Source organism: Bacillus sp. 204(2023) (assembly GCF_037027505.1).
Classification (GTDB): Bacteria; Bacillota; Bacilli; order Bacillales; family Bacillaceae; genus Bacillus; species Bacillus subtilis.
Genome location: NZ_JAXCHE010000006.1, coordinates 150,233 through 164,851, shown reverse-complemented (window position 1 = coordinate 164,851; position 14,619 = coordinate 150,233). Strand labels below are relative to the sequence as shown.

The window sequence follows — 14,619 nt, the reverse complement described above, 5'->3', positions numbered from 1 at the left end:
AAAAAGACACTGCATATGCGCAGTGTCTTTCGTTATTAATGTCCCGCCTTAATCCCAGCAAGATGTTTACGTCCCATGAGAAGGACAAGCATGCCGACAAAAACGACGATTCCGCCTACTGTATATGGTGTGCTTGCAGTAAAGTGTTCTGACAGCATTCCTGCAATCCACGGAGCGAGCGCGCCGCCGATGAAGCGGACTGAGCTGTAGGCTGAAGACGCGATTGAACGTTCAACCGGCGCAGAACCCATCACAGCGGTTGTCATGATCGTATTCACCATACCGAGGACAGCACCAGCGACAACGATACATGTAATAATCAAAGTCTGATGGTCTGTCCAGATCCCCATAATAACGAGAATGGCCGCAAAGGCGATAAAGAGAACGACGAGCGAACGCACTGTGCCCAGCGCTTTGTGCACGAGCGGCGCCGTAAAGACTGACGTAATCGCCAGCAGAAGGCCCCAGCCGAAGAAGACATATCCAAGACCGTGTTCATCTAAATCCAGAACGAACGGAGAATAAGCAAGCAAAATAAAAAATCCAAAGTTGTATAAGAATGCCGATACCGCCATTGTTAAAAGGCCTTTATATTTGAGGGCCTTCATCGCATCAAACACACCGACGCGTTTTGCCGGTTTCGGCAGCTTCGGAAGCATGAAGGAAATCGCGATTAACGCAATAAACATCAGGACAGATACTCCGAAAAACGGTGCGCGCCATGAAATGCTTCCAAGCTCTCCGCCTGCAAGCGGCCCGACAGAAATCCCGAGACCGAGCGCAGCCTCATACAAAATAATCGCTTGGGCGCTTCCTCCGACTGATACACCAACGATGACCGCAAGCGCTGTTGAAATAAACAAAGCATTTCCTAATCCCCAGCCGCCGCGATAGCCGACTAACTGAGCGATTGAGCTTGAGCTGCCGCCAAGCCCCGCAAACACAATAATAAAAATAAGTCCGAGAATTAATGTCCATTTCGCGCCGATGCGGCTGGAAATGGCTCCTGAGAAAAACATCATAAATCCGGTTACAAGCAAATAACTTGTAAACAAGAGTGATACTTCACTAGGTGAAGCATGTAATTGTGCGGCAATGGCCGGAAGAATTGGATCGACCAGCCCGATTCCCATAAAAGAAATCACACAGGCAAACGCGACAGCCCATACCGCTTTTGGCTGGCTGAGCAAGCCTGTTTTCTGATTCACTTGTGTTGTCTTATCCATTTGACCTGACCTCCATCTTTATTCCATTAAAAGAAACGCTACAAAAATAGCGTTTAACAAACTTTTCATTCGATTGATTGAATGGCGCGTTCCGCTTTATTTTTCATGCCTTGCAGGCGTTCTTTAAAGCTTTGGAATGTGCGGATTTTCTCATCAATCAAACTCAGCTGGTGATTCAGGGTTTCCTGAATTTCCTCCAGTTTTTCTTTCCGTTCCTTGGGATCCAGTGACAACAAATACCCCTCTTTGTTTAACTCTAGCTGGCGGCTGGTTTCCATGAAATGCTGAAGCTCCTGAAGGGAAAAACCGAGCACCTCTTTTGTGCTGATGACTTTCTCAAGCTCCTCCATATCATCCTCTGAATAAAGCCTTACACCGCCGTCTGTCCGTTTCGGCGCCGGAATCAAGCCGATTTCTTCATAAAACCGGATGGTCCGCTTTGTCAGTCCGCTTCTTTTGGCCACTTGATCAATCTTCATCCATTCCAAGGTAAATCCCCCTTCGCCGTTTCTGTTACCATTATACACCTTTTGAACCTTAACGTAAACGTTAAGTTTTAAAAAACAATAAAAAAGACGAGTAGCATACAGCACCCGTCTTTCACTTTCCTGTTTAAGCTAAACTTCCCGCCACTGACAGAGACTCTTTTTGAAGGCTTTCAGAAAGCACTCGATACGCGATCACTTTCTTCTTGTACTGTTTCACGACGTCGATATGGTCGTCGTAGCGGTACACGAACAGCTTCACGTCTCTTTTTCCTTTTTTTGTATCTATTACCAGCGGCGTGCCGCCGTTTTCCGGATGTAAATAACGCTCTTCATCACCTGGATAGATATAATATTTTTCCAGGAAGACAGCTTCGTTAAATTGATCAATCACTTTCTGCTTCTCTGCACCCTCGAGACGTTTTCCATCTAGAGAGAGACTCGCATTTTCGTCACTCAGCTTGGCGTGCACTTCAAATTTGCCGAGCAGCCATTCTATGACGCCTGTAGGAAGACAGGTTAATACGATTTTCACCAGACTCATGAGAATTAACATCACGATCGCCCATGTCATACTTCATCATCTCCGTTAGTTTTCCATGTGCCGCTGACACACAATTTTATCCTAACATAAGCAGGCCGGTTCGTTTTTGTCCATTATGTGAAAAAAAGCGCGGCCTGCTGCGGCCACGCTTTTTAGCTTTCCAGTTCTTCGATCATGAGGGACAATTCTGTCCAGCGGTCCATCGCAGCCTCAAGCTCTTCCGCAGTTTTCGCCTGCTCGGCCATCAGCTCTTGGATTTTGCCAAAATCACTGCCTGCTGCGGCGATGTCAGCTTCGAGCTGCTCATGCTTTTCTTCCAGCTGGGCAATTTTATCTTCGATGCCGTCCCATTCCAGCTGGTCTTTGTAAGAAAGCTTTTTCCGTTTTTTCTTCGGCACGGCTTCAGCCGTTTTTTCCTCAGCTGCAGGTTTTGGGGCCGCTTTTTTCGCTTTTGACTCCTCCATATAGTCGCTGTAGGAGCCTTGAAAGCGGGAAATGACGCCATTTCCTTCAAATACAATCAAACGGTCGACGACGCGGTCAAGGAAATAGCGGTCATGGGATACGGTGATGACGACGCCTGGGAACTGGTCAATATAATCCTCAAGAACGCTTAATGTTTCAGTATCCAAATCGTTCGTCGGCTCATCAAGAAACAGGACATTCGGTTCCTGCATGAGAACCTGAAGCAAGTATAAACGCCGTTTTTCCCCGCCGGACAGCTTGCGGATATACGTCTGCTGCATCGAACGCGGGAAGAGGAAACGCTCGAGCATTTGTTCAGCTGTAATCATATCGCCATCTGCCGTTTTTACGACCTCCGCCGTTTCTTTTATATAGTCAATGACCTTCAACTCACCGTTCATTTCACTATGATCCTGAGTATAGTAGCCGATTCTGACCGTCTGTCCGATCGTAATATCGCCTCCGTCCGGCGTATGACGGCCGGCAAGGGCATTTAACAGCGTTGTTTTCCCGATGCCGTTTGGCCCGATGATCCCGATCCGTTCACCTGGTATGACAAGTTCATTAAAACGGTCGACGAGCATGCGGCCGTCATAAGCGATCATGACGTTCTCCGCTTCAATAACCTGTTTTCCGAGACGGTGCGAGCCAATGGCAAAATCGAGTGAACCTGATGACTGAGGCCCTTTCTGCTCTTTAAGCGACTCTACCCGGTCAATTCTCGCCTTTTGTTTTGTGGAGCGGGCTTTCGCTCCTCGTCTGAGCCAGGCCAGCTCGCGGCGCAGCAGGTTTTGCCGCTTCGTTTCCTTTTGCTCAGCCTGCGCTTCCCGTTCCGCGCGTTTTTCTAAAAACACTTCATAGTTGCCTTTGTACGTGTAGAGACTGCCTCTTTCAAGCTCATAAATGCGGTTGGTGACACGGTTTAAGAAATATCTATCGTGCGTCACCAGCATGACGGCGCCGGGATATTGGCTTAAATACCCTTCAAGCCACTCAATCGTTTCATTATCCAAATGGTTTGTCGGCTCGTCCAAAATGAGCAGATCAGCGGGCTGAATTAAGTTTTTGGCAATGGCCACCCGTTTTTTCTGGCCGCCTGAGAGCTCATTGACCGGTTTTGTTACGTCTTTGACGCCCAGCTTAGACAATACGGTTTTTGCCAAGGTGTTTGCATCCCATGCATTGTTCGCGTCCATTTTCGCTTGTGCTGCCAGCAGATGTTTCTGGCGCTGTTCATTTTCGGGATCTTTCCCCAGTTCATACAGCGCTTTTTCATATTCACGCAAGGTTTTCATCACAGCCGATTCACCGGAATAGATATGCTCCAGCACTGTTTGCCCCGCAGGCAGCTCCGGGTCTTGATGAAGAAATTCGACCTGCACGCTTCCGGATTTCGTGATTTCTCCTTCTTCGATAGATTCCAAGCCGGCAATCACTTTCAGCAGCGTTGATTTTCCTGTTCCGTTCGGCCCGATTAATCCGATTCTCTCATTCTCTTCAATATGAAAGGAGATATGGTCAAATAATGTTTTATCTCCGTATGTTTTATAAAGATTTTCCGCTTTTAATATGCTCATGGTTCCTATCAATCCTCACGTAAGTTCATGTGTACATTTTAAATCAGCCGCTGGAATAAAACTAGTAAAACGTCAGACGAATTTCATGGAAATGCAGGATAGAAAAAGACCGGGGACATTTGTCCCCGGTCTCTTACTCTTCCTCAAGCGCTTTTTCAGCCATTTTTGCAAGATGCTGCGCGCTTCCTGAAATCTCCTGCATCGTGGCGGAAATTTGTTCAACGGCAGCGGCTTGTCCGTCTGTATGCTGATTAATCGACTCAATGGATTCCTCCAGCCCTTTCAGCAGGCTGTGGATTTTTTTCGTAATCTGGTCAATTTGGCCGACATTTTCTTTTGAATGCGTCGCTAGCTTTCTGATCTCATCTGCGACAACAGAGAATCCTTTTCCGGACTCCCCTGCTCTTGCCGCTTCGATCGCGGCGTTCAAGCCGAGCAGATTGCTTTGGTCAGAGATGCCTTTAACAGTTACTGAAATATCGGCGATTTCACCGGCGCTTTCGCTTACTTTTTTCGCCTGAGAGGAAATGCCCGACATTTGAGTTGAAAACCCGTTAATTGATTCAGAAATGTCGGAAATAGCCGCGGCTGTTTGTTCAACGACAGCCGATAAGCTTTCCGCCACATCATGCAGCTTTGACGACTCCTCAAGGCTCGTTCCGAGGCCGACGCCTCCAATGACTCTTCCATTCTCGTCGTGCAGCGGGATGGCACGCGCGATCAATGGGAAGCCGAACAATTCTTTCGGAACCATGCTCGTCTTCTTCTGATTGCTTCGGATGGCATCTGTGATGATATCCCCTTCCTGCAGCGGATCGCCGGCTTTTACGTTTAGCGAAAAGGTTTTGGCCGGTATATTCACGAGCAGTTTTTCCGTATCATAAATGCCGATTGTAATATCATCCTGAACCAGGCTGTTTAAATAAGGGGCTACTTTGATAAATGCGTCCAGAATATCTGCGGTTTCTTTTTCCGTATTTATGGTCAATTCCATTCACTCCTTTTCATTAATAAGGGAAGCTGCGTTTTTCGTGCTGGACCGAGATCCATTTCAGCGTTGTAAATTCTTCGAGGCTCCACTCACCGTTTAAACGGCCGAGGCCTGATTGCTTTTCACCGCCGAAGGCTACATTCGGTTCATCATTGATGGTCGTGTCATTGACGTGAATCATGCCTGTTTCAATGCGTTTCGCAAAAGCCACGCCGCGCTCAAGATTTGACGTATGTACAGCACCGCTCAAGCCAAACGGGGTTTCGTTTGCGATATCCACCGCTTCGTCTTCTGAATCAAACTTCATAAAGGAGACGACTGGTCCGAAAAGCTCTTCCTTGGCAATGCTCATGAACGGTTTGACGTCTTTTAAGATCGTCGGTTCCACGATCGTCCCGTTAAATCCGCCAAGCTTCACTGGTACAGCGCCTTCTTCAATTGCTTGCTCAACAGTCTTCATCAGCCCGTCCGTCTGTCTGCTGTTGATTAATGGCCCGATAATCGTATCAGGATCCATTGGGTCGCCGACTTTCAGCGATTCCACTTTTGCCTGGTACAGCTCAAGGAACTTGTCATAAATAGAAGAATGAACAAGCACGCGGTTGGCTGACATGCAAATCTGTCCTTGATGTGTAAATCGGCTGAACACCGCCGCATTGACCGCATATTCTATATCTGCATCCTCAAGCACGATGAAGGCGCTGTTCCCGCCAAGCTCAAGAAGCGGCTTTTTAAAATGCTTCATCGCAAGCTGTCCAATGTAGCTGCCGACTTTCGTAGAACCGGTAAATGAGATGATCCGCGGCACTGGATGCTCAACGAAGCTGTCGCCGATTTCAGCAATGTCTGTGACAACAACATTCAGCAGCCCCGCTGGAATTCCCGCGTTCTCAAAAATTTTCGCAATCAGCGTTCCGCCGCAAATCGGCGTTTCCTCATGCGGCTTTAGCACAACGCCATTGCCGGCTCCGAGTGCAGGCGCCACTGATTTCATAGATAAAAAGAATGGGAAGTTAAACGGGCTGATGACACCGACTACACCTGCAGGCACGCGATATAATCTGTTTTCCTTGCCATCTATTGTGGACGGAAGAATTTTCCCCTCCATGCGGATTGGGAACGTTGCCGCTTCTTTCATGATGTTTTTGACTAGTCCGATTTCAAAAGCCGCTTTGAGCCTTGTACCGCCTAGCTCCTCCATAATCAAATAAATAATGGCTTCTTCGTTCTCTTCGATATACGTGACGGCTTTTTCTAAAATGGTCCTTTTCTCGAACGGATTGACCGCATCCCATTTTTTCTTCGCCAGCGCCGCTGCCCTGTACGCTTCATCTACATCGTCAGCAGTCGCTTTACGGAATGTTGTGAATGTTTTTTGAGTATAAGGATTTTTGTTTTCCAATACATTTGGGCTGCTGCCCTCCTGCCATTTCCCGCCGATAAACTGTTTATTCAACTCTTCATATTGAAACATGGTCAGCATCTCCTTTATAACCGCAAATCAAAATATGGGCGAATCTATTTTTTCTATCGGTTCATCTTGCATAAAATTGAATATACGATTAGTAAAAATTACTATCCTATGATACGACAACGCTGTTTCGCTTCTATCGTTTAAAGCAGAAAAATATTTTATTGACTGCGTCAAATTTCGACAATATAATACAACAAGAACTGTATATAATGATTAGAATATTTTGAATATTTACAGGAGGAACTTTTGATGAGTTCATTATTTAGAAAAAAACCGCTTGAAACATTGAGTGCGCAGAGCAAGTCAAAAAGCCTTGCCCGTACGTTAAGCGCATTTGATTTAACCTTGCTCGGTATCGGTTGTGTCATCGGTACAGGGATTTTTGTCATTACAGGAACAGTGGCAGCGACCGGTGCAGGTCCCGCCCTCATCATATCGTTTATTTTAGCGGGGCTCGCCTGTGCGCTGGCTGCTTTCTGTTATGCTGAGTTTTCGTCTTCCATTCCGATTTCGGGAAGCGTGTACTCATACTCATACGTGACACTTGGAGAGCTGCTCGCCTTTTTGATCGGATGGGATCTCATGCTTGAATATGTCATTGCACTGTCGGCGGTTGCCACCGGCTGGTCTTCATACTTTCAATCATTGCTTGCCGGCTTCAATCTTCATATTCCGGCTGCACTGACAGGAGCGCCGGGAAGCACGGCGGGCGCCGTATTTAACCTTCCGGCTGCGGTGATCATTCTCCTCATCACTGCGATTGTCAGCAGAGGCGTCAAGGAAAGCACACGCTTTAACAACGTCATTGTACTGATGAAAATCGCGATCATTTTATTGTTCATTATTGTCGGCATCGGCTATGTGAAACCGGACAACTGGTCTCCTTTTATGCCATTCGGGATGAAAGGCGTCATACTTAGCGCTGCCACTGTATTCTTCGCGTACCTTGGGTTTGACGCGGTTTCTAATGCATCAGAGGAAGTGAAAAATCCGCAAAAAAACATGCCCGTCGGCATTATTTCAGCTCTAGCTGTCTGCACGGTTCTATACATCGCGGTATCGCTTGTGCTGACAGGCATGATGCCTTATGCCAAATTGAATGTCGGAGATCCTGTATCCTTTGCGCTGAAATTCGTCGGACAGGACGCTGTTGCCGGAATTATTTCTGTCGGTGCGATTATCGGGATTACGACGGTGATGCTCGCTTTGCTGTACGCTCAGGTTCGTTTGACATTTGCCATGAGCAGAGACGGCCTTCTCCCTGGATTGTTCGCAAAGGTTCATCCGTCATTTAAAACCCCGTTCCGCAACACATGGCTGACAGGGATCGTTGCAGCGGGAATCGCCGGCTTTATTAACCTCGGAACGCTGGCCCATCTGGTGAACATGGGAACACTTGCCGCGTTTACGGTTATATCTATTGCTGTCATTGTGCTAAGAAAGAAACATCCTGAAATCAAGGCGTCCTTCAGAGTGCCGTTCGTTCCGGTTGTGCCGATTATCAGCGCAGGCATCTGCCTCTGGTTCATGTACAGCCTTCCCGGCGTCACATGGCTTTCATTTGTCATCTGGATCGCTGTCGGAACACTGGTTTACTTCCTATATTCGAGAAAACACAGCTTATTAAACAAATAATCTCTTTTCAGCCGGCAGTGCCTCACCCGCCGGCTTTTTCCTTTTTTTATGTGCTATACTTTGAATACATATGAGAAAGGGAGACACACAGATGAAACGATACCGCACTTTATTATTTGATGTAGATGATACCATCCTTGATTTTCAAGCGGCAGAAGCTTTAGCCCTGCGTTTGCTGTTTGAAGATCAGAACATTCCTTTAACAAATGACATGAAGGCGCAGTATAAAACCATCAATCAAGGTCTCTGGAGAGCCTTTGAAGAAGGTAAGATGACACGGGATGAAGTCGTAAACACACGTTTCTCCGCTTTGCTCAAGGAGTACGGTTACGAGGCGGACGGCGCTTTGCTTGAGCAAAAATACCGCCGCTTTCTTGAAGAAGGACATCAGCTTATTGACGGTGCATTTGATCTCATCTCAAATCTGCAGCAACAGTTCGATTTGTACATCGTGACAAACGGCGTGTCACACACACAATATAAGCGTCTCCGTGATTCAGGATTATTTCCATTCTTCAAGGACATTTTCGTTTCTGAAGACACAGGCTTCCAAAAGCCGATGAAGGAATATTTCGATTACGTGTTTGAACGGATTCCTCAATTTTCAGCAGAGCACACATTAATCATTGGGGATTCACTAACTGCTGATATCAAAGGCGGACAGATCGCCGGGCTTGATACTTGCTGGATGAACCCTGACATGAAGCCGAATGTGCCAGAGATCATACCAACCTATGAGATTCGTAAGCTTGAAGAGCTATATCACATTTTGAATATCGAAAATACCGTCAGCTGCTAATCAGGCTGACGGTATTTCTTTCATAAGAATCTTTTTTCCTCTTGATAAATTCTTCACCTTATGAATAATATGGTGGTATGCTTTGGTTATATATGTAAGGAGGAGACTCAATTGGCTATCGCCGCCCCGTTAAAAGAAAACACAGTTCAAAAACCAGGCACCACGGTGTATCGGATTTTGATTATTATCGGAATTTGCCATATGCTCAACGATTCGCTTCAAGCTGTGATTCCGGCCATGTTCCCTATTTTGGAACGCTCCATGAGCCTGACGTTTACACAGCTCGGCATCATCGCTTTCACATTAAACATGGTGTCATCCGTCATGCAGCCTGTTGTCGGCTGGTATACCGATAAACGGCCGCGGCCGTATGCGCTGCCAGTCGGTTTGACCGCCAGCATGCTTGGCATTTTAGGCCTTGCATTTGCCCCGTCATTCATAACGATCTTATGCTGTGTGTTTTTCATTGGATTAGGCTCGGCCATTTTCCATCCGGAGGGCTCCCGTGTGGCGTATATGGCCGCCGGCACAAAACGCGGGCTCGCCCAGTCGATTTATCAGGTGGGCGGAAACTCAGGCCAGGCGATGGCGCCGCTGATCACCGCGCTGATCCTTGTGCCGCTCGGGCAATTCGGCGCTGTTTGGTTCACGCTTGTCGCCGCGCTTGCTGTTATGTTTCTCATGTATATTGCGAAATGGTACGCCTCACGTCTCGGCAGCCTTGCCCAGAAATCAGGCAAACAAAAGAAAACGGCTGAAAACACGGCCATCACCAAATCTGTTGTATCTGCTCTTATTATTATTATATTTCTCATTTTTGCTCGTTCTTGGTATACGAGTGCGATCGGCAACTTTTACACGTTTTACGCGATGGATACCTATCACGTAAGCATTCAGCAGGCACAAAGCTATATTTTTGTCTTCTTGCTGTTCGGCGCGATCGGCACGTTTCTCGGCGGCCCGCTTGCAGACCGTTTTGGAAAACGCTTCGTGATCGTCGGTTCGCTGTTATGCTCGGCGCCATTGGCGATTGTGCTGCCATTTGCCGGCCCGGTTCTCGCCTATGGCGTGCTCGCATTGATTGGCGTGGTTCTGATGTCGAGCTTTTCCGTAACGGTTGTCTATGCACAGGAACTAGTTCCTGGAAAAATCGGCACAATGTCCGGTTTAACCGTCGGGCTTGCCTTCGGGATGGGCGCGATCGGCGCTGTGGCGCTGGGCGCTCTGATTGACGCCGCGGGACTGACCCCCACGATGATCGCCATTGCCTTTCTCCCTGTTCTCGGCATCCTTGCCTTCCTATTGCCGAGTGACCAGAAGCTGAGAGAATGGCATAGCTGAAAAAACCCCTGCCAGGCGGCAGGGGTTTTTTAATCCAGCTGGATAAAATGAGTGTCAGGCACTGCGTGCTTCGGGATAAAGCCATCCGCAAAGTCCGGAAACGCCGACTGTATTTCATCAATCCATCTTTTCAGATTTAATATATACGGCATATAAATCATCTCAATTGCCGCTTCGTCTTCAATCCGGTAGTACCAGCAAAGATTAAACTCTTTTTCTGTCACCAGTGTAAACCCAGAGAAATGATAGAAAATCAGCGGCGTTTCATCTATATACACGCGGCCGTCCTTTTGCCCGACCTTATAGTTTTCGATATTCCAAAGCGCTGTATTGGCTCCTATTGATTTGACAACATGAACACCTTTAAACTGCTCCGGCCATTTCTCCACATATCTTTGATCACCATATGTCTTTCGTGCCGTATCCATTTCGACCGTGCAAAATTCAATACAGTCCTGTCTCCACTGCCACACCGCTTCATATGCTTCCTTTGTATGACCGGCACCGACAAAACCTGTATTAAAGCGTCCGGTTCGGTCGTAGTAGGACATGAAGCGCGGCGAATTACGATGATCAGTCAAATACAGAGACGCCGTTGGGTTTTCTGCAAAAATACGCGCCGGATCAGAAAAGAAAAATAGATCCGTATCCATATGGGCAAAGTATTCAGCGTCATCCCACTTGCTCATCACATGAAACAAAAAGGCGGGCTTTAACGTCCAGCAATATTCATGAAACGTTCTGTTGCTTTTCGCTTTCAGCAGCTCCGGGTCTTCCATTTCATGCAGCTGCACAAAGGTTACATGCTCCCATGGAACGTGCTGAAGCAATTCATACGCTTTCTGGTCGACACACAGCACATATAAATGAAAATCATCGCAATGCTCATGGAGAGAATGAATCATAGGCATGAGCTTAAAGATATGTGTCCTTGACACTATCGTTGAAAAATGAAATGTACTCACTTATACCACATCCAATGATCTAAGATCCACGTGCAGCAAATCGTTGACAAGCGCATACAGTGCGTTAGCAAAATCGTTCACGCCTAGCTTTTTCTTCGCCTTAGGCAGAAGCTTGCGGACAGTTTGTAAATCAAAGCTTTTCGCCGTCACCCTTGGGGATTTCTTTCGCCAATCCGGATCAATGTTGCGCTCTTTAACAACATGTAGAAGCTCAAGAAACAGATTCAGCAGCATATCATATTTCTGTGATTCCAGCAGCTTTTGAATATCAGCCATGATTCTGTTCGTCATGTCAGGCGGGAACGGCCCATTAAATGCGAGATGAACGTCTAAGGAGCGGATGTTATTGTATTTATCGCACATATAGGCAATGTTTGCCCGAATATCGTCTACAGACTTACAATTGCTTGGATGTTCCTGATGAACACTGACAATATCGCGACGAAGCCTGAAGGTCAATCCGGCCTGATGAAGCCTGATCCCGAGGTCATAATCCTCAAACCCGTAACGCACAATGCCTTCGTCAAATAAACCGAGATCAACCACATGCTTGCGTTTCACAGAGGAATTATTCGTGATAAAAAAGCGCCATGGCATATGATAGCCTTTCAAGTCATCGCCGTACTCATCTAAAATCTTCTTGAGCACGTCTATAAAGTCGGTATCGAGGTCAAAGCTATTATCAAGAAAGCTTCCGTTTTTGATGTCCGCTTCCTCCAGCAGCTTTTGTTTGTCTTTCTTCGGCATTTCACCTGTGAGCTTTGCGAGCTGTTCCTTATGTTCTTCTTCAAACCGTTCATAATAAAAACTGTAGATCCGTTTCCAAAACAACCCGCACACGACGAGATTCTCTTCGTTCTCATGGGCTTTTATATGTTTTGCCACAAGGTCCTTTGCCGCAAGCATATCGCTGTCATGGAAAATCAGGATGTCTCCTCTGGCATTGCGAAGCGCCTGATTTCGTCCGTACGCAATGCCCCTGTTTTCTTTAATCCGTGTAAAGATCAGCGGAAAATCAGCTTGAAATGACTCAAGCATCGAGAGCGTCCCGTCCTCAGAGCCATTGTCCGCTACTATGACTTCGAATTCTTCATCGCACTCCTGCTGGTTTAATGACAGAAGGCTGTTGTAAAGGCGCTCCTTTGAATTATATGCAGGAATAATAACGCTTGCTTTCACTTCATTTTCACTTCCTGTATTTACTCATTTATTTGTTGTCATCTTTTGAAGCAAAACCGTTAAATTCAGGGTCTAACGTTTTGATGTGCTGAATGATATGCGGCAGTGTCTCTTGATACAGTTCATGCACAAACGGCAGATCTGTGCGGGTTGTTTCATGAATCTGTTTGATTTCATTGATGCTGACGATTCGGTATCCGCTGAAATGATAAAAGATCAGCGGACTGCCATCCTCCAGCACGATCCGGCCATCTTTCCAGGAAAACGTATACTGCCCATAATTCCAATGGCCGATGTTCACGCCGGGTGTCGTAATGTCACACACATTCGGAAACAGCTCAGACATATAATCCAAATAGCCTTGATCACCGAATTTCCCTTCACCCGGTGCATTTTTGCATTCCTCAAGACAGCGTTCCTTCCACCACTCCAAGCAATCCGTGCCTGCATCATCATGCTTGAAGCTGATAAATCCGGAATTATATCTGCCTAAAAGACGCTGCAGCATGTCAATCTGCTCTTTCTCAAAAGAAGGGATTACAATATCCCCCCGTGAAAGCAGCACCGAGCAGTCCGGCTGGTTTTCAAAAATCGGCGATGGATCTGCATAGAAAAAGAGATCCCCGTCAATATACGTCACGCGCTCCAGCTCAGGATTGCTGTTCAGCACAGCTTGCAGAAAGATCGGCTTCATCGTCCAGCAATACTCACTTTGATCTCTAGTTTCCTTCAGCTTTAGAAGCATTTCATTTTCAAGAGCGGCCACCGGCACAAGGTTCAGCTGCTTCATCTTCAGCTTCTGTAACACGCGGTGCGTATCTTCATCCATGCAAAGTATAAAAATGGGACTGTCTTGATCAACTTGCTCTAACGACTTAAACAAAGCGACTGCCTGATATAATCTTCCTTTTGATAAAACGGTGCAATACGCGCTGGTCACAGTCTTGTTCACCTCGTTTCACATTACTTTTTGAAGAATTCTGTATACCACTCAATCGTTTTTTCAAGTCCCTCATCAATAGTGTAGGCCGGTGTCCAATTCAGCAGCTTTCTTGCTTTTTCCGCGGATAAATATTGATGTTTGATTTCATTGCTTCCCTGATTCAGCACCTTAGGTTTCAGATTACTGTTCATTTTCTTTAATATTTTCTCTACCAGTTCAAGTACGGTCAGCTGGATCTCATTGCTGAAGTTAAAGGCCTCTCCGGCAAGATTGTTTTCTTCCATTTTTTCTGCAAGAAGCAGATAAGCCTGAACGGCGTCTTCAATATAGAAGTAGTCCCGTACAAATGTGCCGTCGCTTCGGATTTCCGGCGCTTCCCCGTTCAGCACAAGCTGAATCGTCTGAGGAATGATGCGGTTGAAGTTCAAATCTCCGCCGCCGTATAAGTTTCCGCAGCGTGTAATGCAGACCGGAAGCCCGTACGTGTGAAAATAGGTGTGGCTGATCAGATCTGCGCAGCTTTTTGAGACGTCGTACGGGTGCTTGCCTTGCAGCGGCATGTTTTCATCGTATGGAAGGTTTTCTTGATCGCCGTAAGCTTTATCACTTGAAGCGACAATGACCCGCTTAATTAACGGATGCTTGCGGCAGGCTTCGAGAATATTCCATGTGCCGAGGATATTCGCTTCAAAGGTAGAAATCGGGTTGCGGTTTGCTACGCCGACAATCGCTTGTGCAGCGAGATGAAAGACAGTGTCGATCTCATACTCGCCAAGCGCGCGTTCAATTACAGCCAAGTCCTCAAGAGAACCCCGCACGATGTTCATTTTCTTGATATGTTCTCCCTGATAAAGATTAGATTGCGGCACATGATCCCTGACAAGCCCTGTCACGTTTGCGCCCTGTTCGATCAGCTCTTTCACCAAATAGCTTCCTAAAAGACCTGTACATCCCGTGACAAATACGTTTTTATTTTTCCAGAAACTCAAATCGAT

General features: G+C 46.7%; 13 protein-coding genes. 3 read left to right on the top strand and 10 right to left on the bottom strand.

Annotated features, from left to right (window positions below):
- Window positions 1-35: 35 nt before the first annotated feature.
- From WA279_RS13755 to yfmT, 6 genes are all read right to left on the bottom strand, one after another.
- The gene (locus tag WA279_RS13755) at window positions 36-1,226 is read right to left on the bottom strand and encodes an MFS transporter (protein WP_003233759.1); all 1,191 of its coding nucleotides are present in this window, start codon (window positions 1,224-1,226) and stop codon (window positions 36-38) included.
- Window positions 1,227-1,291: 65 nt separating this feature from the next.
- Window positions 1,292-1,714 (bottom strand): MerR family transcriptional regulator, encoded by a 423-nt coding sequence (locus WA279_RS13750; RefSeq protein ID WP_043857940.1) that lies wholly within the window; start codon window positions 1,712-1,714, stop codon window positions 1,292-1,294.
- A 124-nt stretch (window positions 1,715-1,838) separates the two neighbouring features.
- The gene (locus tag WA279_RS13745) at window positions 1,839-2,285 is read right to left on the bottom strand and encodes a YfmQ family protein (RefSeq protein WP_327828780.1); all 447 of its coding nucleotides are present in this window, start codon (window positions 2,283-2,285) and stop codon (window positions 1,839-1,841) included.
- Window positions 2,286-2,407: 122 nt separating this feature from the next.
- On the bottom strand, window positions 2,408-4,297 hold the full coding sequence (locus tag WA279_RS13740) for an ABC-F family ATP-binding cassette domain-containing protein (RefSeq protein WP_336155672.1): 1,890 nt from the start codon (window positions 4,295-4,297) through the stop codon (window positions 2,408-2,410).
- A 133-nt stretch (window positions 4,298-4,430) separates the two neighbouring features.
- Window positions 4,431-4,835 carry a methyl-accepting chemotaxis protein gene (locus tag WA279_RS20885; protein ID WP_369888597.1) on the bottom strand — a complete coding sequence of 135 codons (405 nt, stop codon included), beginning with the start codon at window positions 4,833-4,835 and terminating at the stop codon, window positions 4,431-4,433.
- Between the two features lie 469 nt (window positions 4,836-5,304).
- A complete protein-coding gene (yfmT, locus tag WA279_RS13730; RefSeq protein WP_014479141.1) occupies window positions 5,305-6,762 on the bottom strand; it encodes a benzaldehyde dehydrogenase in 1,458 nt (485 codons plus the stop codon).
- A gap of 249 nt (window positions 6,763-7,011) precedes the next feature.
- On the opposite strand from yfmT, the gene WA279_RS13725 reads away from it, so the two are divergent.
- The 3 genes from WA279_RS13725 to WA279_RS13715 all read left to right on the top strand — a co-directional run bounded on the left by WA279_RS13725 (window position 7,012) and on the right by WA279_RS13715 (window position 10,537).
- The gene (locus tag WA279_RS13725) at window positions 7,012-8,397 is read left to right on the top strand and encodes an amino acid permease (protein ID WP_003233771.1); all 1,386 of its coding nucleotides are present in this window, start codon (window positions 7,012-7,014) and stop codon (window positions 8,395-8,397) included.
- A 91-nt stretch (window positions 8,398-8,488) separates the two neighbouring features.
- On the top strand, window positions 8,489-9,196 hold the full coding sequence (locus WA279_RS13720) for a YjjG family noncanonical pyrimidine nucleotidase (protein ID WP_336155669.1): 708 nt from the start codon (window positions 8,489-8,491) through the stop codon (window positions 9,194-9,196).
- A gap of 111 nt (window positions 9,197-9,307) precedes the next feature.
- Window positions 9,308-10,537: an MFS transporter gene (locus tag WA279_RS13715; RefSeq protein ID WP_336155666.1), complete on the top strand. Its 1,230-nt coding sequence runs from the start codon at window positions 9,308-9,310 to the stop codon at window positions 10,535-10,537.
- Window positions 10,538-10,566: 29 nt separating this feature from the next.
- On the opposite strand, the gene WA279_RS13710 is transcribed toward WA279_RS13715, so the two are convergent.
- The 4 genes from WA279_RS13710 to WA279_RS13695 are packed head-to-tail and all read right to left on the bottom strand — an operon-like array spanning window position 10,567 to window position 14,613.
- Complete coding sequence (locus WA279_RS13710) at window positions 10,567-11,502, bottom strand: hypothetical protein (RefSeq protein ID WP_336155664.1); 936 nt, start codon at window positions 11,500-11,502, stop codon at window positions 10,567-10,569.
- Window positions 11,503-12,681 (bottom strand): glycosyltransferase family 2 protein, encoded by a 1,179-nt coding sequence (locus WA279_RS13705; protein ID WP_251188060.1) that lies wholly within the window; start codon window positions 12,679-12,681, stop codon window positions 11,503-11,505.
- Window positions 12,682-12,709: 28 nt separating this feature from the next.
- Window positions 12,710-13,621 (bottom strand): putative nucleotide-diphospho-sugar transferase, encoded by a 912-nt coding sequence (locus tag WA279_RS13700; protein WP_336155661.1) that lies wholly within the window; start codon window positions 13,619-13,621, stop codon window positions 12,710-12,712.
- Window positions 13,622-13,644: 23 nt separating this feature from the next.
- On the bottom strand, window positions 13,645-14,613 hold the full coding sequence (locus WA279_RS13695) for a GDP-mannose 4,6-dehydratase (RefSeq protein ID WP_003244102.1): 969 nt from the start codon (window positions 14,611-14,613) through the stop codon (window positions 13,645-13,647).
- Between the last annotated feature and the right edge of the window lie 6 nt (window positions 14,614-14,619).

Coding starts and splice junctions, on each gene's coding strand:
- WA279_RS13740 (WP_336155672.1), bottom strand. CDS start 4,297: ATGAGCATATTAAAAGCGGAAAATCTTTATAAAACATACGGAGATAAA.
- WA279_RS13755 (WP_003233759.1), bottom strand. CDS start 1,226: ATGGATAAGACAACACAAGTGAATCAGAAAACAGGCTTGCTCAGCCAG.
- yfmT (WP_014479141.1), bottom strand. CDS start 6,762: ATGTTTCAATATGAAGAGTTGAATAAACAGTTTATCGGCGGGAAATGG.
- WA279_RS13720 (WP_336155669.1), top strand. CDS start 8,489: ATGAAACGATACCGCACTTTATTATTTGATGTAGATGATACCATCCTT.
- WA279_RS13725 (WP_003233771.1), top strand. CDS start 7,012: ATGAGTTCATTATTTAGAAAAAAACCGCTTGAAACATTGAGTGCGCAG.
- WA279_RS13745 (WP_327828780.1), bottom strand. CDS start 2,285: ATGACATGGGCGATCGTGATGTTAATTCTCATGAGTCTGGTGAAAATC.
- WA279_RS20885 (WP_369888597.1), bottom strand. CDS start 4,835: ATGTCGGGCATTTCCTCTCAGGCGAAAAAAGTAAGCGAAAGCGCCGGT.